The sequence below is a fragment of the Allokutzneria oryzae genome (genome assembly GCF_042429765.1).
Classification (GTDB): Bacteria; Actinomycetota; Actinomycetes; order Mycobacteriales; family Pseudonocardiaceae; genus Allokutzneria; species Allokutzneria oryzae.
This window is the reverse complement of record NZ_JBHLZU010000018.1, coordinates 172,237-191,295: the sequence shown is the minus strand read 5'-3', so window position 1 is coordinate 191,295 and position 19,059 is coordinate 172,237. Positions and strand designations below refer to the sequence as shown.

The following is a 19,059-nucleotide window of genomic DNA, read 5'->3' as shown; positions in this document are numbered from 1 at the left end:
CGCGACAGACCAGGAGGACGGATGTCCCGCCTCAACCTCGCCCAGAGCATGTGGGCGCAGGGCATCGAGCTCACCGGAGGTGATCGCGGCCTGGTCGCGATCGTCGCCGTGGTGGCTCTTGCCGCGCTCGCCATTGGGTATGTCCTGCTGCGGGAGGTGCTGGCCGCCGGCCAGGGCACCCCGAAGATGCAGGAGATCGCCAAGGCGGTGCAGGAGGGCGCGGCCGCGTACCTGAACCGCCAGTTCCGCACGCTCGGCATCTTCGTCGTGATCGTGTTCGTGCTGCTGTTCGCGCTGCCAGCGGAAGACTGGTCGGAGAGGATCGGCCGCTCACTGTTCTTCATCGTGGGTGCCGTGTTCTCCGCGGCCATCGGCTACCTCGGCATGTGGCTCTCGACCAGGGCCAACGTCCGGGTGGCCGCGGCCGCCAACGAAGGAGAGGGTGGCCGCGAGAAGGCCGCCCGCGTCGCCTTCCGCACCGGTGGTGTGGTCGGCATGATGACCGTCGGCCTCGGCCTGTTCGGCGCCGCGATCGTGGTGCTCGCCTACGCGGGCGCCGCGCCGAAGGTGCTGGAGGGCTTCGGTTTCGGCGCCGCGCTGCTCGCCATGTTCATGCGTGTCGGCGGCGGCATCTTCACCAAGGCCGCCGATGTCGGCGCCGACCTCGTCGGCAAGGTCGAGCAGAACATCCCCGAGGACGACCCCCGCAACGCGGCCACCATCGCCGACAACGTCGGTGACAACGTGGGTGACTGCGCGGGCATGGCGGCGGACCTGTTCGAGTCCTATGCCGTCACCCTGGTCGCCGCCCTGATCCTGGGCACCGCGGCCTTCGGCACCCAGGGCCTGCTGTTCCCGCTGATCGTGCCCGCGATCGGTGTGGTGACCGCGATCATCGGTGTCTACATCACCAGGACCAAGCCCGGTGAGAGCGGCTTGACCGCGATCAACCGGTCCTTCTACATCTCGGCGATCATCTCCGCGGTCCTGTGCACCATCGCGGCGTTCGTCTACCTGCCCGGTGCGTTCTCCGGTCTGACCAGCCTGTCGCCCGAGCTGGCCTCGCTTGAGGGCAGCCCGGCCATGATCGCGGCTGTCGCGGTGATCATCGGCATCGTGCTCGCCGGTGTCATCCTGTGGCTGACCGGCTACTTCACCGGCACCGACTACCGCCCGGTCAAGGACGTCGGCAAGACCTCGCTGACCGGCGCGGCCACCGTGGTGCTCTCTGGCATCTCGGTCGGTTTCGAGTCGGCGGTCTACACCGCGCTGGTCATCGGCGCCGCGGTCTACGGGGCGTTCCTGCTCTCCGGCTCGGTCATCGTCGCGCTGTTCGCGATCGCGCTCGCGGGCTGCGGCCTGCTCACCACGGTCGGCGTCATCGTCGCGATGGACACCTTCGGCCCGGTCAGCGACAACGCCCAGGGCATCGCGGAGATGTCCGGCGACGTCGAGGGCGACGGCGCGAAGATCCTCACCGAGCTCGACGCGGTCGGCAACACCACCAAGGCGATCACCAAGGGCATCGCGATCGCGACCGCCGTGCTCGCGGCGACCGCGCTGTTCGGCTCCTACACCGACGCCATCAGCAAGGCGCTCAGCGCCGCGCAGGACGCGATCGTCGGGGCCGGTGAGCTGGGGCTGGCGTTCCGCTACGAGATCTTCCAGCCGAACGTGCTGGTGGGTCTGGCCATCGGCGCGGCTGTGGTGTTCATGTTCTCCGGTCTCGCGGTCAACGCGGTGACCAGGGCCGCGGGCGCGATCGTCTTCGAGGTCCGGCGCCAGTTCCGGGACAACCCCGGGATCATGGACGGCACCACCAAGCCGGAGTACGGCCGGGTCGTGGACATCTGCACCAAGGACTCGCTGCGCGAGCTGGCCACCCCCGGCCTGCTCGCGGTGCTCGCCCCGATCGCCGTCGGCTTCGGCCTCGGCGTCGGCCCGCTCGCCGGCTACCTGGCCGGCGCCATCGCCACCGGCACGCTGATGGCCGTGTTCCTGGCCAACGCCGGTGGCGCGTGGGACAACGCCAAGAAGCTGGTCGAGGACGGCAACCACGGTGGCAAGGGCTCCGACGCCCACGCTGCGACCGTCATCGGTGACACCGTCGGTGACCCGTTCAAGGACACCGCGGGCCCGGCGATCAACCCGCTGCTGAAGGTCATGAACCTGGTGTCGGTGCTGATCGCGCCGGCCATCGTGACGCTGTCCATCGGCGAGTACGCCTCTCCGGGGCTGCGCGCGGTGATCTCGGTCGCCGCGATCGTGGTGATCGTGGCCGCCGTGGTGATCTCCAAGCGCCGTCCCACCTCCATCGCGGACGACAACGCCGCCGACAACGCGGCCAGCACCAGCGCCTGACCCTCTGAGGCGCGTCCTGCCTGACGCAGGCATCAACTCGGCCCACTCCGGGAACACCTCCGGGGTGGGCCGATGTTGTTGTCAGGCGATGACCTGAATTTAGTAACTCGTTCGGGGGTACCCCGTCATGAGAGTGTCAGAGGGTGCCGGTAACTTCCGGATCAGTTGCTGAAGATCACTGAAGCGCTGGGGGGTAGTCAGGTGAATCGCAAGCTTCTGGTGGTGACGGTGGCTGCGGGCGTGCTCGCGGCGGTGGTGGGCTGCGCGCGGGGGACGAACGTGGCCGAGCCGGGCGACCGCCCCGCGGAGGCGACCACGGCCGGCGTGCGCAAGGCACCGGTGAGCACCTGGGCCGCCACCACCTGCACCGGATTCGTCGACACGCTCAGGACCATCGCGACCTTCATCGACTACGACCCGACGGCGCACGGCAGCTCCGCGCGCGCGAAGCAGGCGGCGTTGGACCTGCTCAACGCGGCTATCAAGCGCACATCGGAGATCAAGAAGAAGCTGGCGGACGGCGGTGCGCCTGACATCGCGGACGGCGAGCGGATCCAGCAGGTCCTGCTCACCGACTTCGCCGGGCAGATCGGTGTCTTCGAGACCTCGCGCCGCGACGCGGAGGCGATCAACCCGTCCGCGCCGAACTTCACCGAGGCGGTGATGCGGGCGCTCAGCGGTGAGGGCAATCCCGCCGCGCAGGGCGAGCCGAAGGTCCTCGTCGAGCTGGAGAACAACGCCGAGATCAAGCAGGCGATGGACGCGCACGCCTCCTGCCGGGACCTGCGGGGCGCCCTGACGGGGCAGAGCGCGCTGTAGGAACTGCTTCACCCTTCAACCGGTGTAGCTCGCCCGCCCGTCATCCGGACGAGCGAAATCGCCTGCTCGCTCCGCGTGATCAGGACTGCCCCGAGTCGAACATCTGTTCTACGCTGCCCGCGTGGGACAGCTGTCCTTCTACTCCGCGGAGGCCGCGCTGCCCGAGGTCGGCGACCTGGCCGGGTTGCTGTGCGCCCCGGGCCGGGTAGTCGGTTTCGGCAGGGGCACCACGGCCAGGGTCTCCGTAGAGCTGGATCGGCGGGGACGGGTCGGCCCGGTCGCGGCGGCCTGCGCCGATCGCGGCGTGCTCACCCATCTGACCAGCTCCGATGCCGGTCTGCCGGTGCTGAGCACGGCCTTCCGGGCCGACCTCACGGGCCTGGCCGCCGCGTGGTCGCGTGGCGGGACCAAGCGGGTCCCGGCTAGCTTCACCACCGACGGACGGGTGCTGCGGATGTGGGCGCTGGCCGCCGGGCGGGTCGAGTCCTCGGCCTACCTGCTCGGTCTGGACCCGGCAGCACCCGGCACCCATGATCCACTTGTCGGGGCCTTGACCGCGGCGGGTCTGGCGGCGACGGTGATCGCCGCCAGTGACGGCCTGCCGGTGCTGCGGATCACCGGCAGGCGGCGACTCGCCCGGCTCGCCGAGCTTGTCGGGCCGGCCCCCGCCGGGGCCGTCGAGGGGACCTGGCCGGTCGCCTGAGCGGCTGACCAGGGAATCCGTTGTTCGGCGAGCGTGTTCACAGGGTGAGAAACACAGCCTCGGCGCGAGGGTGTGCCACTCTGTCAGCTCACCCGCAACACCGAGGGTGACTGCGCTCGGTGCACACTTGCGAACCGGGACGTACTACAGGGACGAGAGAGCGGTATAGGCGTGGCAGGGTCGACACGGGCGAAGAAGGACGGCGGTGACGGGGGCTCGGGCAACCGTCGCCTGGTGATCGTCGAGTCACCGGCGAAGGCGCGCAAGATCGCCTCCTACCTGGGCAGGAACTTCGTGGTGGAGTCCTCACGGGGGCACATCCGCGACCTGCCGAGGGGCGCCGCCGACGTGCCAGCCAAGTACAAGGGCCAGTCGTGGGCCCGGCTCGGCGTGGACGTCGACAACGACTTCGAGCCGCTCTACATCGTCACTCCGGACAAGAAGTCCACGGTCACCGAGCTCAAGGAGGCGCTCAAGAGCGTCGACGAGCTCTACCTCGCGACAGACGGTGACCGCGAGGGCGAGGCCATCGCGTGGCACCTGATGCAGACCCTCAAGCCCAAGGTCCCGGTGCGGCGGATGGTCTTCCACGAGATCACCGAGCCCGCGATCCGCGCCGCCGCCGCCAACCCGCGCGACCTGGACCAGCACCTGGTCGACGCCCAGGAGACCCGCCGCATCCTGGACCGGCTCTACGGCTACGAGGTCAGCCCCGTGCTGTGGAAGAAGGTCATGCCGAAGCTCTCGGCGGGCCGGGTCCAGTCGGTGGCGACCCGGATCGTGGTGGAGCGCGAGCGCGAGCGGATCCGCTTCGTGCCCGCCTCGTACTGGGACATCTCGGCGGTCATGGAGACCGAGAAGGCCGACGGCGACGCGGCCAACCCGCGCTCCTTCAGCACCCGGCTGGTCTCCGTCGACGGCGCGCGCCTGGCCACCGGCCGCGACTTCGGCCCGGACGGCACCCTCCGCGCCTCCGCCGACGTGCGCAGGCTGGACGAGGCCGAGGCCCGCCGGCTGGTCGAGAGCCTTGCCAACGCGGCAATGGCCGTCTCCAGCGTCGAGGAGAAGCCCTACACCCGGAAGCCCTACGCGCCGTTCATGACCTCGACCCTCCAGCAGGAGGCCGGTCGCAAGCTGCGCTTCACCGCCGACCGGGCGATGCGCACCGCGCAACGGCTGTACGAGAACGGCTACATCACCTACATGCGTACCGACAGCACCACGCTGTCGGAGACCGCCATCGCGGCGGCGCGCTCGCAGGCCACCGAGCTCTACGGCGCGCAGTTCGTCTCGGACAAGCCGAGGCAGTACACCCGCAAGGTCAAGAACGCCCAGGAGGCGCACGAGGCGATCCGCCCCGCCGGTGAGGTCTTCCGCACCCCCGGCCAGGTCGCGCGTGAGCTGGAGGCCGACGAGTTCAAGCTCTACGAGCTGATCTGGCAGCGGACCATCGCCTCGCAGATGGCCGACGCCAAGGGCACCACGCTGACCGTGCGCATCACCGGCACCGCCACCAGCGGTGAGGAGTGCACCTTCGCCGCGTCTGGCCGCACGATCACCTTCCCCGGCTTCCTCAAGGCCTACGTCGAGACGGTGGACTCCGAGGCAGGTGGCGAGGCGGACGACGCCGAGACCCGCCTGCCGCGGCTGACCAAGGACCAGCCGGTCACCGCCACCGAGCTCACCCCGGACGGGCACACCACCAACCCGCCGCCCCGCCTGACCGAGGCCAGCCTGGTCAAGACGATGGAGGAGATGGGCATCGGCCGCCCCTCCACCTACGCCTCGATCATCAGCACCGTCCAGGACCGCGGCTACGTGTGGAAGAAGGGCTCCGCGCTGGTGCCCTCCTGGGTAGCCTTCGCGGTGGTCGGGCTGCTGGAGCGGCACTTCGGCCGCCTGGTCGACTACGACTTCACCGCCGCGCTGGAGGACGAGCTCGACGGCATCGCCGCCGGGCGCCAGGAGCGCACGCAGTGGCTGTCCGGGTTCTACTTCGGCGGGGACGTCGGCCCGGACGGCTCGATCGGCCGCACCGGCGGGCTGAAGAAGCTGGTCGGCTCCTCGGTGGAGCAGATCGACGCCCGCGAGGTGAACTCGATCCCGATGTTCTCCGACGACAAGGGCCGCACGGTGATGGTCCGCGTCGGTCGCTACGGCCCCTACCTGGAGCGCGACGGCGACAGCGGCGAGGAGGGCGACGTCCAGCGGGCGAACCTGCCGGACGACCTGCCGCCGGACGAGCTCACCTCGGAGATCGCCGAGAAGCTGTTCGCGACCCCGATGGAGGGCCGTTCGCTCGGCAAGGACCCGGTCAGCGGCAACGAGATCGTGGCGAAGGACGGCCGCTTCGGGCCCTACGTCACCGAGGTGCTGCCGGAGAGCGCGGGCAAGGCGAAGCCGCGCACGGGCTCGCTGCTCAAGTCCATGTCGCTGGCGACGGTGACGCTGGAGGACGCGCTCAAACTGCTGTCGCTGCCCAGGCTCGTCGGCAAGGACCCGGAGTCCGGCGACGAGATCACCGCGCAGAACGGCCGTTACGGCCCGTACCTGAAGAAGGGCACCGACTCCCGGTCGTTGGCCACGGAGAACGAGATCTTCACCGTCACCCTGGAGGAGGCGCTGAAGATCTACGCCGAGCCGAAGAAGCGGGGCAGGCAGTCGGCCGCGTCGGCGCCGCCGCTGAAGGAGCTCGGCGAGGACCCTGTCTCCAAGAAGCCGATGATCGTCAAGGAGGGGCGGTTCGGCCCCTACGTGACCGATGGCGAGTACAACGCGTCGCTGCGCAAGGGCGATGACGTGGAGACGCTGACCGACGAGCGCGCTTCGGAGCTGCTCGCCGAGAAGCGGGCCAAGGGACCGGCGCCGAAGAAGAAGGCGGCGGCCAAGAAGCCCGCGGCGAAGAAGACGACCACCAAGGCGGCTGCGGAGAAGAAGCCCGCCGCCAAGAAGCCGGCCGCGAAGAAGGCTTCCGCCTCGAAGTCCTGACCCAACGCGCGCAGAGGGGCCCGTCGTGGCCCCTCTGTTGCGTTGTCCGGGCTTGAAGGCGCCGCATCGGGGTAGGACACTCGCGCGAGGAGGTGAGGGCGATGGGTTCGGACGCGCTGTTCGGCCAGGACGGCACGCAGGCTCCACCGCCGCCCAGGTTCTTCCCGGACGCGTTGAGCTCGCCGCCGGAGTCCGCAGACGGTTTCGCCGACGACCAGCCGAGGATCTCCGTCCGGCCACCGGGCCTGCCCGATCCCGATGCCGTCCAGCGCGCCATCGACGAGGCCGTCGCCGCCGAGCGGGCCCAGCCCGGGGCTGGGAAGCGTCCGCGGCAGAAGCGGTCGGGCGGTCCAGGTCCGGCTCGGCCGCCGATGCGGCCCATGCCACCGCCCCCGCAGCCCCAACCCCAGCCGCAGCAGCCCGGAAACCCGGGTGCGGGCTGCGGTGTGGCCGTGCTGGTCTTCTTCGCGATCGTGCTGGCCAGCGTCTTCTTCGCCGTTGTCGGTCACCTGTCCCGCTGACTCGCGGTTACGCTGAACGCTGCTTCGGCTGACGCGAACGGGTGATGTTTACGTGGGTGACGCGGGAACGGAGCCGGTCTCGACCGCACACCGGGTCCGCAGTGTGCTGGCGATCCAGCCGTTCCGCAGGCTGTGGGCGGTCAACGCCCTGAGCAGCGTCGGCGACTGGTTGTCCCTGCTCGCGCTGTCCGCGCTGGCGACCAACATGACCAGCGGTTACCAGGCGCAGAGCTTCGCGCTCGGCGGCGTCGTCGTGACGAAGCTGCTGCCCGCGCTGCTGTTCGCCCCGGTCGCCGGCGCGCTCGCTGACAAGGTCGACCGGCGAGCGCTGATGGCGATCTGCGACGTCCTGCGCTGCCTGCTGCTGGTCAGCGTGCCGCTGGTGGGCTCGCTGTGGTGGCTGTTCGCGGCGACCTTCCTGCTGGAGCTGGTCACGCTGTTCTGGGCGCCTGCCAAGGACGCGGCCGTGCCGAACCTCCTGCGCAGGCCGGACCAGGTCGAGACGGCCAACCAGTTGAACATGGTGATGACCTACGGCGTCTCGGTGGTGACCGCCTCCGGCCTGTTCACCGCGCTGACCGTGGTCGGCCCGACGCTCGCGCTGCAGCTCAGCCCGACCGGGACCATCGCCGTCGCGCTGGTGCTCAACGCGGTGATCTACCTGGGCAACGCGATCACCGTGGCGACCAGGGTCCCGGAGATCTCCAGCCGCGCCCACGACGCCGGGAAGCTGGCGGGCGAGAGCCTGTTCTCGCTGGTCAGGGATGGCCTCAAGTTCGTGGGAACGACCCCGTTGGTGCGCGGCCTGGTCATCGGCATCGCGGGCGCGTTCGCCGCGGGCGGCGCGGTGATCGCCTGCGCCAAGCTCTACGCGGTCAGCCTCTCCGGCGGGGACGGCACCTACGGCTTGCTGTTCGTCTCAGTGTTCTCCGGCCTGGGCGTCGGCATGGTGTTCGCGCCCCGGCTCGCCGCGCGGATGCCGCACAACCGGCTCTTCGGCGCCGCGATCATCGCCGCCGGGGTCGCGATGATCCCCGCCTCGCTCGCTCCGCACCTGTGGGTCGCGCTGGTGACCGTGGCGCTGGTCGGCGCCTCGGCGGGGGCGGCCTTCCTGACCGGCATGACGATCATCGGGGCGCAGGTGGAGGACACCGTGCGCGGCCGGACCGTCGCGTTCATGCAGTCGCTGGTGCGGCTGGTGCTGATGGGCGCGATGGCGCTGGTGCCAGTGCTGGTCGCGGTGGTCCCACCGGTGAGCTTCGAGGTGCTCGGCCGCGTGGTGCGGATCGACCCGACCAGGCCGGTGCTGCTGACCGCCGGACTCGTCGCCGCCCTCGCCGGAGTCGTGGCCTACCGGCAGATGGACGACCGGCGCTCCGGCGTGCGCGACCTGCTGGCCGCGCTGGTCAGGACGCCGCGAACCGGCAGCGGACTGTTGTTGTCGGTGGAGGGGGATACCGTCACGGAGACGGCCGCGCAGGCACGTCTGCTCGCTGGCTGGCTTCGTGAGGGTGGACACGGAGTGCTGCTGGCGGGCGACCCGGCACTGGAGGGCGAGCGCCTGCGCGACCTGGCCGAACACAGCGGCCTGACCGGTCGGCGCGCGCACACGCTCCTGGCCGCGGCGGTGCGCGCCGACGTGGTGGAGCGGCAGGTGCTCCCCGCGCTGGAGGCCGGTTCGGTCGTGGTGCTGGTGTGCGAGCCGACCTCGGACGCTCCCGAGGGGCTCGCGGACTGGGCGACCGGCCGGCTGCGGCCGGAGGTCACGGTGCTGCTCGACCGTGCCCCCGCCGTGCCGACCGGCCGGATCGAGCACACCTGGCGACACGTGCTGACCGAGCTCGCCGCGGCGGACCCGGACCGGTACGTGGTCGTCGACGCGGACGGAGATCGGGAGGAGGTGGCACAACGCGTGCGGGAGGCGGTGCTTCCCGCGCTGTCGGCGCGGCGCGTTACGGTGCCTCCGACCGATGGCTCCCTGGCGAGTTCCGAAGCGGGGTAAGACGTGAGCGCGCGTGCGAGCGAACCAATCACCACAGCGGCTTTGCTCGGAGCGCACCGCGTTCGCGGGGTGCGCCCGTGACCACTGGGGTGTGGGCCGAGGTGGTCGGCCAGCCGGAGGCGGTCGACGTGCTCGGCGCCGCGGCCCGCGCGGCCGACGAGCTGGTGTGCGGACGGCCCGTCACGCCCGGGGCGATGACCCACGCGTGGTTGTTCACCGGTCCGCCCGGATCAGGGCGCTCCACGGCTGCCAGGGCCTTCGCGGCGGCGTTGCAGTGTTCCTCGGCCGGGTGGGGCGACGTTCCCGGCTGCGGGGAGTGCCAGGCGTGCCGCACGGTGCTCGCGGGCACCCACCCGGACGTCCGGGTCGTGGTGCCGGAGGGGCTGTCCATCGCGGTGGCGGAGATGCGCGCGCTGGTGCAGATCTCCGCGCGCAGGCCGACGACGGGCCGCTGGCAGGTCGTGATCATCTCCGACGCCGACCGGCTCACGGAGGGCGCGGCCAACGCGCTGCTCAAGGCGATCGAGGAGCCGCCGGAACGCACGGTGTTCCTGTTGTGCGCGCCGTCGGACCACCCCGAGGACATCTCGGTGACGATCCGCTCGCGGTGCCGTGCGCTGAACCTCCGCACGCCACCGGCCTGGGCCATCGCACAGGTGCTCCAGGAGCGCCACGGCGTCCCCGGCGACATGGCGGAGTGGGCGGCCTCGGTCAGCGCCGGTCACATCGGCCGGGCGCACCGGCTCGCCACGGACCCGGCGGTGCGGGCCCGGCGCGAGGCGGTGCTGGGCATCCCGCTCGGCCTGCGCAGGCTGGGTGATGTCTTCACCAAGGCCGACGAGCTGGTGAAGACCGCGGAGGCCGAGGCCAGCGCGGTCAGCGAGACCCGGGACGAGGCGGAGAAGGACGCGCTGAAGACGGCGATGGGCTCCGGCGGCACCGGACGCGGTGTCGCGGCGGCGGAGCGCGGTGCCAAGGCGGCGCTGCGGGAGCTGGAGAAGCGGCAGAAGTCCAGGGCGACGAGGACTCAGCGGGACGCGTTGGACCTGGCGCTGATCGACCTCGCCGGGTTCTACCGCGACGTGCTGACCGCCTCGATGGGCGCCGAGGTCACGCTGAACCACCCCGACCGCGCCGCCGACGTCCGGACCGCGGCCGCCTCGTGGAGCGCCGACTCGACGCTGCGCAGGCTGGAAGCGGTGCTGCGGTGCCGGGAGGCGCTGGGGCAGAACGTGAAGCCCCGCATCGCCATCGAGGCGATGCTCACCTCTCTGCACCAGGGCTGATCACCGGCCGAGCCAGCCGCCGTCCACGACGAGCGTGTGCCCGTTGACGTAGTCCGACGCCGACGACGCCAGGAACACCGCGGCGCCGACGATGTCGCTCGGCTCGCCCCACCTGCCCGCCGGGATGCGGGAGCGGATCGCGGGCTCACGCACGGGGTCCACCTGGAGCGGCGCGGTGTTGTTGGTCCGGATGTAGCCGGGGGCGATCGCGTTGACCTGCACCCCGCGCTCGGCCCACTCGTTGGCCAGCGCCTTGGTCAGCCCCGCGAGCGCGTGCTTGCTCGCGGTGTAGCCGGAGACCAGGATGCCGCCCTGGAAGCTGAGCAGCGACGCGATGTTGATGATCTTCCCGCGACCCCTGGCGAGCATCGGCCCGCCGACCGCCTGGGCCAGCGCGAACGCCGAGTCCAGGTTCACCGACAGCACCCGCCGCCACTGGTGGAGGGGCAGCTCAGCGGCGGGTTCGCGGTGGATCATCGCGGCGTTGTTGACCAGCACGTCGATCTGGCACTCGGCGAGCAGCCCGGAGATGGCGGGTCCGACGGCCTCGGGGTCGCTGAGGTCGAGCACGACCCGGTGGGCGTCCGCCCCGGTCGCGCGGACCTCCGACTCCACCTCGTCGAGGTCGTCGGTCCGGCCGAGCAGCACCACGTCGGCGCCCGCCGCGCCGAGGCCGACCGCAACGGCCCTGCCGATGCCGGTGCGAGCCCCGGTGACCAGCGCGGTGCGGCCGCGGAGCGAGAACAGCTCAGAAACATCCACTGTGGACTCCAGCAGGTCCCGTCCGGTCCACAGTGGAGCACGTGACCGGGGATTTCACCATGGTGAAAGGGAACCCGGTGCGGCCGTGCCATGCCGCCATGCGCATCCTCCCCGAAGCGTCGGTTCCGCCCGGTGGCCTATTCCGCTCACCCGGCAGTCGGTGCCACCATGTCCTTCGCAGCACATGGAACTACGTTCCGCCCGGCGGAACAAGGTTCCGCAAGCCGCCTCGTATCCCCCTTGCTCACGCCTCAAAGCCGCCGCCGCGACGAAAGGGCAGTGATGACAGCGCTTTCCAGGAGGCTGGTCCTCGGCGGAGCCGCGGCGGCGGCCGCCGGCCTTCCCCTTGTGGCACAGCCGGTCCAGGCGGCCCCGGCCAAAGCCGACCCGCGAGCCCTGCGCGACGGGCTCGACTACGCCGTGCGCAAGCTGCGCGCGGTGGCGCCGGGCATCACCCGGTTCCCGGAGGAGACGAAGTTCGAGAAGTGGATCTACACCGACGGTGGGGGCTGGGTCGGTGGCTTCTGGCCGGGACTGCTCTGGCTCGCCCACCTGGAGACCAAGGACCCGTTGTTCCGGCGGCTCGCGGAGGAGTCGGCCCGGCGCCTGGCCCCGCGCCGCACCGACCTGGGCACCCATGACCTGGGCTTCCTGTTCTACCCGTCGTGGGTGACGGCGTGGCGGCTCACCGGCAACCGCGAGTGGCGCGACGGCGCGATCCAGGCCGCGGACTCGCTGATCCGGCGGTACAACGCCAAGGGCAGGTTCCTCCGCGCCTGGGGCCACATCAACGACCCCGGCAACGCGGGCCGAGTCATCATCGACACGATGATGAACCTGGACCTGCTGTTCTTCGCCAGCAAGGAGACCGGGGACAGCAAGTACGCCGACATCGCCGTCGACCACGCCAGGACGACCGCGAGGCACTTCGTCCGGCCCGACGGCTCCACCCCGCACGTGTTCGACTTCGACCCGGCCACCGGGGCGCCGGTCGGCCCGAACACCGTGCAGGGCTACAGCCCGACCTCGTGCTGGTCACGCGGCCAGTCGTGGGCCATCTACGGGTTCACCACGGTCTACCGGCGGACCGGTCAGCGCGAGTTCCTCGACGTGGCGACCAAGCTCGCCGACCACGTGCTGCCGTACCTGCGCACCGACCCGGTGCCGATCTGGGACTACCGCTCCCCGTACGCGCCCAACGACATCAGGGACTCCTCGGCGGGCGCGATCACCGCGTGCGGCCTGCTGGACCTCGCCAAGATCACCGGCAACGCCCGTTACCGCGACACGGCGACGACGGTCTTGGGCGCGATCACCGACACCTGCCTCACCACGAGGTCCACGCGCGCTGAAGCGATCGTCGCGCGCGGAACTCGCCACCGCAGCGCTGAGGGCGGCATCGAGGTGTCGCTGCCCTACGGCGACTACTACTACGTGGAGGCGCTGTTGAGGCTGTTCCGGCCCGCGGAGCTCGGCGCGGCGATCGGCCTCTAGGCGCGTCGGCGGTCCGGCAGGGCCGAAACCATGATCACGCCGACCAGCAGCAGCACCGTCCCGACCCAGAACAGCGGAACCGTCTGATAGGCCGCGTTGGTGTATGCCAGCTCGGGACCGGGCGGGGATCCCTGCGGCTGCGGTGGGGCAACGGCCTGCGGGCTGGTCGGCGTGATCGCCTTGCACACCACCCCACCCGCGGGCGCCGCCGCACGCGCGACCTGCTCACCGAAGGCGACCTGGGCGAGCGCGGCGGGTAGCCCCGGCAGCGCGAGCGCGTCGGTCGGCAGCAGCTGAAGGTCCATCAGCCGCGCGACCGCGCCCACCGAGCTGCCGTCGCGCTTCTCGTTGAGCTGCCCCACCTGCAACCGCAGCACGCCGATGTCGAGCTTGCGCAGGTTCGCTGGCAGCGCGGCACCGTTGCCGAGCAGCCCGCCGATGATCGGCAGCTTCGGCAGATCACCCAAGCCCGGCAAGGGAATTCCCACCGGCACGTCCAGCCTCGGATTGGCGGCGTCGAGCGTGCCGAGCGTCTTGCCGCCCTGCGACACCCGGAGCACCGGCGCGGTGTAGGTGACCTTGGACGTCTTGGGATCGCCGGTGGACAGCGCGGCCAGAGTCGGTTTGCTGACCACGTCGATCCGGATCTCCTGCGGAGTACCCGCGAGCAGCTGGACGCTCGCGAGCTGGACCGTGGAGACGGAGCTGACCGCCTTGCCGCTCTGCCCGGGAACGTCCACCAGTCGCACGGTGGACTGCGCACTCATTGTTTCCGGCAGCCGCACGAGGGAGCCGCTGGTGGAGAGCAGCCCACCGAGCTGGCTCAGCGGAGCGGCCAGCTGCTTGGCGGCTTCGATCAGGTCCGTCCTGCCGGGAGCGGTCGAGGTGAGGTCGGCGACCTTGGGCAGAGAGGGGATCATGGTGATCGCGGACAGGCTGGCCAGCGAGGTCCTGGCGTCGGCGATCGGCTCCACGCACGGCCCGAGCTTGTCGTCCCACCGCGCGTGCACCGATCCTTCGAGCAGCCCGAGGGTGATCAACGGGTTCGCCGGCGGGGTCAGCCCGCCGACGGTCGGCTTCGCGTTGTCCGGAACGGCGGTCTGCGCCAACGCCCCCGGCACCCTCGGCGCCCGCCCGCCGAGAGCGAACCCGAACGGCGAGGACTCCGCGATCGCCCGGTCGTGCGCGTAGACGGCGTGCGAGTTGGCCTGCGCGATGGCCAGTCCGACCCCGAGCTCGCCGGCCGACTGCTTCGGCAGCTGCTTCTCCTGCTCGTCGGTCAGCCCAGGCGCGTCGGTCTGCACCGATCCGGGCAGCACCCTGATCAACCCGAGCCCCGCGCCCGCATCACCGACGACGGGTCCCGGCTGTGGAATGGGGTTCGGGTTGGTGAAAGGCGGCTGGTTCGGGTCGACAGGCGTGGGCACCGGCGTCGTCGGCGGAGCCGCGAGCGCGGGCGCGGCGCAGAGCGCGGAGAGGAGCGCGACGGTCGGCAGAGCGACGGCGATCGACAAGCGGCGGGCACGCATCGGCGGGCGTCCTCCTCGCAGGGCTGGTGTGACGCAGGGCACCACACCGTGCCTAACGACGCCGGTACCGAAAGGGTGACGCCCAGTGCGGACTTCACCGTTCCCGCAGGTCAGGGCGAAGTGGGGATACCTGCTCGGAGCCTGAGCCCCGGCCCGCTACACTGATCTCGCCTCGCCGCCTTAGCTCAGTCGGCCAGAGCGACGCACTCGTAATGCGTAGGTCAAGGGTTCGATTCCCTTAGGCGGCTCAGCGAGGACCAGGGCGCTTCCCACCGGGAGGCGCCCTGGTTCGTTCTCGGGTCAGGTTGGCAGGTCTTGTTCGCCGCCCGGGTCTTCAGTAGCCGTATGCTTCGTCCTCGTGTTCGCCGGCCTCTGGGCCGCCGCGGCGGGCCTCCGGACCGTCCCTGGTCTGAGGAGCACCTTGGCGTATGTCAAGACATCCGATCGCCGGTCTCGATCACGTGACACGGCTATCACGAATAGGCACAGCAACAGGGCGATCCACCTCGCTGTCACCCCGATCATGACTATGCCAAACGTGAGAACGGCAACTTGGACGGGGTGTCCAGCAATCTCGATCACGAAGATCCGTGCTCCTCAAATCGTGCAGGTCTCTGATCGACTGATCGTTGCGCAGCTCCTGGTTGCCTAGACGATCTCTGACACTTTTAGACAAAACTTGACAGAAGGCATCGGCTGAGCGGACTCGTTCGCGCTGAGATTAGCGACGGTTGCCGCGGCTGAAGAAAGACGGAGGTAGGGCAGTGAAGTCAGGGTCGAAAGGAATGTCTCCGGGGCCGCAGAGAGATTTTGTGGCAGCGCTCGAAGAGTTGCATGCGGCGGCAGGCTATCCGTCGTTGAGGGGAATGAGTAAAAGTATCGCAGAAGGAGATTATCCTGCGACGGCCAGTCATGAGAGCATTAGGTCTGTCTTTATTGGCCAGGGCAAGCCTCGTTGGGAGACAGTTCAGACGATTGTCATGATGCTTGTTGATAGCTGTACTTCGATAAGGAATCCTGAAGTCGAAATTGTTAGGTTCATTCGCCTTTGGAGGGCTGCTTTTGGTGATGCGATCGGCGGAGATCGGGCTCCGGATTCTGTGCGCGGCGAGGAAGGCGCCTTTATTGATGAGGAGGAAGGTGATGGGTGGACGGCGGGAAAGGTTGCGATGCTGATGATGAACCCAGTGAATGCTATCGAAATAGACCCTACTCTCGCGCTTCCGCACGAACCCATTATTTCTGCTGAAGACTGGGTGAAGGTGAATCAAAGATTGGTAGCCGAACTGGGAGAAGAAAGATATCTGCGTAAGCTCCTTGAGATCTTGCAGGGCGGCTACCTGTGCGGCGACAGCTCTCCTTATTGGGGGCCTTTTATCTTGGATGACGACTCGATCGAGATCGACGAAGAGTTCGTTCATGAGCGTATTTCGAAAATGGTTATTTCTCGTCTGGACTCGGAGCCGGCTCTTCTTGCTCGCGCCGTAGCTGGACGCTATGCGGCAGAGGTGCGCGACCCTGATCGTTTGGCGGACTTTGAGTCACTTGAAGCAAATCCGATTTTTGTCAGGGAGGCCATGATGGCTTCCGGTGACACGTGGGAGAGCATCTCCAAATCGGGACGTAGGTTGGTCTTTCACTACCTTATCGATGAGGTCTATCTCGGGGCAAATTGCTTGCCTGAGGAGGAGCGTGTGCGTGTGGAGTGGTACATCCCCGAGTCTCGCGTGAAGTTGGACTAGTGAGCTTGTCCTATCTATTGAGGTCGCACATCGCGTGCTGCTTTGGTGTATTAGTGCTCACTCGTGTTATCTCGATATTGTTCGGGCTGGAACTTATTCAAAATTGTATATTGGTTCCTCAATAAACTATGCTACTCACAGTGCGTCGAGGTGCCGGGTGATGGGCCAGGCGCCGTCCGAGCTGTTGGAGATCACCGTGTGCGTCAGGCGCGTGTGAGGGGCGTGCACGCTGCGGAACGACACTCCGGCGTCGTAGCCCTCCAGCATCACCACGTCCCGCGACGCGTGCAGCCAGAAGCCGAGGCCGTAGCGCATTGAGCCCGCATCACTGCGCGGGCGCGTCATCTCGTCGGCCCATGAACGCGACACGATGCGGCCCGTGAAGAGGGCTGGCCAGAAGGAGTTGAAGTCGGCGGCGGTCGTGTAGATGCCGCCGTCTCCGTTGCCGCGCACTGGCAGATGGAACACGTTGGTGCGCGAATCTGGGAGATAGCCCAGCGCAGTGCGCGAGGGGAGTGCGTCGGAGCGCAGGAACTCCGTGTCGTGCATGCCTGCTGGAGCGCAGACCCGTGCGCGGACCAGGTCGTGGAATGGCACTCCGCTCACGCGTTCCGCGATCAGTGCGAGAACGACGAAACCGCCGTTGCAGTAAGAGAATCGTGAATCCGGTGGGAACTTGGTGGGGTGACCGTCAAGCACCGCAAGGAACTGTTCCGTTGTCGCCAGTTCGTGCACCGGTACCGGCAACGCGTAGTCCGAGATGTCTCCCGTGGACTCTTCGTCGAAGTAGTCGCCGATGCCCGAGCGGTGTGACAGGAGGTGTTCGACGGTTACGCGGGAGTCGATGAGCGGTAGGTCTTCGCCGAGCACCGAGCGCGCGGTGGTGGACAGGCTGAGGTCGCCGCTCTCGATCAGGCTCACCACGGTGAGGGCCGTCAAACCCTTGGTGCCACTGGCAATCGCGAAGCGAGTGTCGAGCTCGTTGGGGATGTCGAAGCCTCGGTGGGCCAGGCCGTACGCCTTGGCGAACTCCACCGACCCGCCACGGCTCACCGAGACGACGCCGGAGAAGCCGGTCTCGGCGGCGAGTGCGTCGATCGCCGAGCCGTCCATCAGACCGGCCGGAGGGGCTCGTGGGGCTGTGCGGGCATTTCTGCCCGGATCTGGTCGCCTGGCCGGACTTCGCCTTCGGTCAGGACCACGCTCATGATTCCGGCCTTGCGCACCACCTGGCCGTTCTCGTCACGGCCGAGTACCGCGGGCAGCACGCCCTTCTGGAACAGGTCGATCTGCGCACACGGATTGCGCAGGCCGGTCACCCGGACCACCGCGGTCTCGCCGATGTGCAGCAGCGTGCCGGTTGGCAGGCCGAGCAGGTCGATGCCGCTGGTGGTGATGTTCTCGCCCAGGTCGCCCGCTCGGACGGTGAAACCCGCTTCCGCCAGTTCGGCGTGCAGTTCGCTGTGGATGAGGTGGACCTGCCGCAGGTTCGGCTGGTTGGGGTCGCGAGCCACGCGGGAGCGGTGTTTGACCGTTTCGCCCATGTGCGCGTCGCCTTCGACGCCAAGTCCCGCCAGCAGCCGGATCGACTCGTGGTTGGGCTTGGTGAACGAGTAGGTGGCGTTGCGGCTCACGGCCGTGACTGTTCCGCTCATCGAGTCGCTTCCTCCGGCGGCTGTCGGTGGTCAGGGCTAGCTTCTCCATCATGGGTGAACGGCTGTCACTGGTCGAACAGAATCGTGCGCTTCTGGCCAGGCAGGGGTTGCTCGACCGGTGGAACGCGCCACTGACCGACGTCGTCGAGGCCGTCGGCGCACTGCAAGCCCAACAGTGGGGCGCTCTACCGGTTGCCCTGTGGTCGCGGCTGCACGACTTCAGCACCGAGGATCTCCACCGCGCCTTCGAGGGGCAGGAGCTTGTTGCCGGGCAGTTCCTGCGCGGGACGCTGCATGCGGTGAGCGCGCGGGAACAGCCGGAATACTCGATGGTTGTCGACGCCGGTGGTCTGAACACGTGGCAGCGCACCAAGTCCGAGAGTTCTCCACGGGCGGCGGAGCTTCGCGCGGCACTGCGCGAGTACACCCTCGGCGTCACGCGCACGGTCGATGAGACGTGTCTGTTCATTGAGGACTGGTTGGCCGCGAACCCCGGTGTCGTCGCGGAGGAGGAGGCGCAGTTCCAACGGGAACGCAAGTGGCGGCCGTTCCGTGCGACGAGCGACTTCATGCGGTGGCCCGCGAACGGCGAGTGGGGCGGCAAGGCGCCGGAGGCGTTTCGAGCCGCGCCGTGTCCGCCGGGGGAGGGGCCGGGCGCCGAGGAGGCTCTGAGCGTGGTTGTCCGTTGCCATGTAAGGGCTTTCGGTCCGGTCACCGTTGAGGACGTCGCGTACTGGATGGGGTGGAAGGTGCCGCCCGTGCGAAAAGTCCTTGAGAAACAAGGAGATCTGCTGCGGTTCACCGATGAGGCCGGGCGGACGCTCTACGACCTTCCCGACTCGCCGCGTCCGGATGCGGAAACCGTTGCGCCAGTGCGATTTCTGGCTCCTTTCGACAGTGTTTTGCTTGCGTACGAGGCGAAGCGACGGCAGCGGATTCTGCCCGACGAGCACAAGGCCGCCGTGTACATGAAGGCGAACCTGCGGGTACTGCCCACGTTCCTGGTGGACGGGTTGGTTGCCGGCTTGTGGAGCAGCGAGGTCAAGCGGCGTGAGGCCACGCTGACGCTTCGGCCGTTCGGCAAGCTGTCGGCGAAGGTGCGGAAGGCGTTGGTTGCGGAGGGCGAGCGGTTGGCGCGTTTCTCGCATCCCGAGGCCAAGGGGCATCACGTCGTGGTCGGCGGATAGGTCACCACTC

The 19,059-nt window shown here is 69.0% G+C and carries 14 protein-coding genes and 1 tRNA gene; 11 read left to right on the top strand and 4 right to left on the bottom strand.

The window, feature by feature from the left end; translation table 11 throughout:
• Positions 1-21 precede the first annotated feature (21 nt).
• From ACFFQA_RS20005 to ACFFQA_RS19975, 7 genes are all read left to right on the top strand, one after another.
• Positions 22-2,361, top strand: coding sequence for a sodium-translocating pyrophosphatase (locus ACFFQA_RS20005; RefSeq protein ID WP_377854190.1), 2,340 nt, complete (start codon positions 22-24; stop codon positions 2,359-2,361).
• Positions 2,362-2,562: 201 nt separating this feature from the next.
• Positions 2,563-3,180, top strand: a complete 618-nt coding sequence (locus tag ACFFQA_RS20000; protein WP_377854187.1) for a hypothetical protein — start codon at positions 2,563-2,565, stop codon at positions 3,178-3,180.
• Positions 3,181-3,301: 121 nt separating this feature from the next.
• A complete protein-coding gene (locus tag ACFFQA_RS19995) occupies positions 3,302-3,883 on the top strand; it encodes a hypothetical protein (RefSeq protein WP_377854184.1) in 582 nt (193 codons plus the stop codon).
• Positions 3,884-4,054: 171 nt separating this feature from the next.
• Positions 4,055-6,871 carry a type I DNA topoisomerase gene (gene topA, locus ACFFQA_RS19990; protein ID WP_377854181.1) on the top strand — a complete coding sequence of 939 codons (2,817 nt, stop codon included), beginning with the start codon at positions 4,055-4,057 and terminating at the stop codon, positions 6,869-6,871.
• 101 nt (positions 6,872-6,972) lie between these two features.
• Complete coding sequence (locus ACFFQA_RS19985; RefSeq protein WP_377854178.1) at positions 6,973-7,392, top strand: hypothetical protein; 420 nt, start codon at positions 6,973-6,975, stop codon at positions 7,390-7,392.
• 52 nt (positions 7,393-7,444) lie between these two features.
• Positions 7,445-9,394, top strand: coding sequence for a bifunctional MFS transporter/dTMP kinase (locus ACFFQA_RS19980; protein WP_377854175.1), 1,950 nt, complete (start codon positions 7,445-7,447; stop codon positions 9,392-9,394).
• 77 nt (positions 9,395-9,471) lie between these two features.
• Positions 9,472-10,680, top strand: a complete 1,209-nt coding sequence (locus ACFFQA_RS19975; protein ID WP_377854173.1) for a DNA polymerase III subunit delta' — start codon at positions 9,472-9,474, stop codon at positions 10,678-10,680.
• Here ACFFQA_RS19975 and ACFFQA_RS19970 read toward each other — a convergent pair whose 3' ends face one another.
• The gene (locus ACFFQA_RS19970) at positions 10,681-11,442 is read right to left on the bottom strand and encodes an SDR family oxidoreductase (RefSeq protein WP_377854170.1); all 762 of its coding nucleotides are present in this window, start codon (positions 11,440-11,442) and stop codon (positions 10,681-10,683) included.
• A 282-nt stretch (positions 11,443-11,724) separates the two neighbouring features.
• On the opposite strand from ACFFQA_RS19970, the gene ACFFQA_RS19965 reads away from it, so the two are divergent.
• Positions 11,725-12,936, top strand: coding sequence for a glycoside hydrolase family 88 protein (locus ACFFQA_RS19965; RefSeq protein WP_377854167.1), 1,212 nt, complete (start codon positions 11,725-11,727; stop codon positions 12,934-12,936).
• On the opposite strand, the gene ACFFQA_RS19960 is transcribed toward ACFFQA_RS19965, so the two are convergent.
• The gene (locus ACFFQA_RS19960) at positions 12,933-14,465 is read right to left on the bottom strand and encodes a hypothetical protein (RefSeq protein ID WP_377854165.1); all 1,533 of its coding nucleotides are present in this window, start codon (positions 14,463-14,465) and stop codon (positions 12,933-12,935) included. The genes ACFFQA_RS19965 and ACFFQA_RS19960 overlap by 4 nt on opposite strands.
• A 174-nt stretch (positions 14,466-14,639) precedes the next feature.
• On the opposite strand from ACFFQA_RS19960, the gene ACFFQA_RS19955 reads away from it, so the two are divergent.
• Both ACFFQA_RS19955 and ACFFQA_RS19950 read left to right on the top strand, forming a co-directional pair.
• Positions 14,640-14,713, top strand: a tRNA-Thr gene (locus ACFFQA_RS19955).
• Positions 14,714-15,277: 564 nt separating this feature from the next.
• Entirely contained in the window at positions 15,278-16,207 is a 930-nt protein-coding gene (locus ACFFQA_RS19950; protein ID WP_377854162.1) for a hypothetical protein, read from the top strand.
• 135 nt (positions 16,208-16,342) lie between these two features.
• Here the strand turns inward: ACFFQA_RS19950 and ACFFQA_RS19945 are convergent, their stop codons facing one another.
• Positions 16,343-17,320, bottom strand: coding sequence for a serine hydrolase domain-containing protein (locus ACFFQA_RS19945; protein ID WP_377854159.1), 978 nt, complete (start codon positions 17,318-17,320; stop codon positions 16,343-16,345).
• Complete coding sequence (locus ACFFQA_RS19940) at positions 17,320-17,862, bottom strand: MOSC domain-containing protein (protein WP_377854157.1); 543 nt, start codon at positions 17,860-17,862, stop codon at positions 17,320-17,322. Before ACFFQA_RS19940 ends, ACFFQA_RS19945 begins: the two co-directional genes overlap by 1 nt.
• A 50-nt stretch (positions 17,863-17,912) precedes the next feature.
• Between ACFFQA_RS19940 and ACFFQA_RS19935 the strand changes: the two genes are divergently transcribed.
• Positions 17,913-19,049: a winged helix DNA-binding domain-containing protein gene (locus tag ACFFQA_RS19935; protein ID WP_377854154.1), complete on the top strand. Its 1,137-nt coding sequence runs from the start codon at positions 17,913-17,915 to the stop codon at positions 19,047-19,049.
• The last annotated feature ends 10 nt before the right edge of the window (positions 19,050-19,059 follow it).

Coding starts and splice junctions, on each gene's coding strand:
- ACFFQA_RS20005 (WP_377854190.1), top strand. CDS start 22: ATGTCCCGCCTCAACCTCGCCCAGAGCATGTGGGCGCAGGGCATCGAG.
- ACFFQA_RS19985 (WP_377854178.1), top strand. CDS start 6,973: ATGGGTTCGGACGCGCTGTTCGGCCAGGACGGCACGCAGGCTCCACCG.
- ACFFQA_RS19965 (WP_377854167.1), top strand. CDS start 11,725: ATGACAGCGCTTTCCAGGAGGCTGGTCCTCGGCGGAGCCGCGGCGGCG.
- ACFFQA_RS19960 (WP_377854165.1), bottom strand. CDS start 14,465: ATGCGTGCCCGCCGCTTGTCGATCGCCGTCGCTCTGCCGACCGTCGCG.
- ACFFQA_RS19945 (WP_377854159.1), bottom strand. CDS start 17,320: ATGGACGGCTCGGCGATCGACGCACTCGCCGCCGAGACCGGCTTCTCC.
- ACFFQA_RS19940 (WP_377854157.1), bottom strand. CDS start 17,862: ATGAGCGGAACAGTCACGGCCGTGAGCCGCAACGCCACCTACTCGTTC.
- ACFFQA_RS19935 (WP_377854154.1), top strand. CDS start 17,913: ATGGGTGAACGGCTGTCACTGGTCGAACAGAATCGTGCGCTTCTGGCC.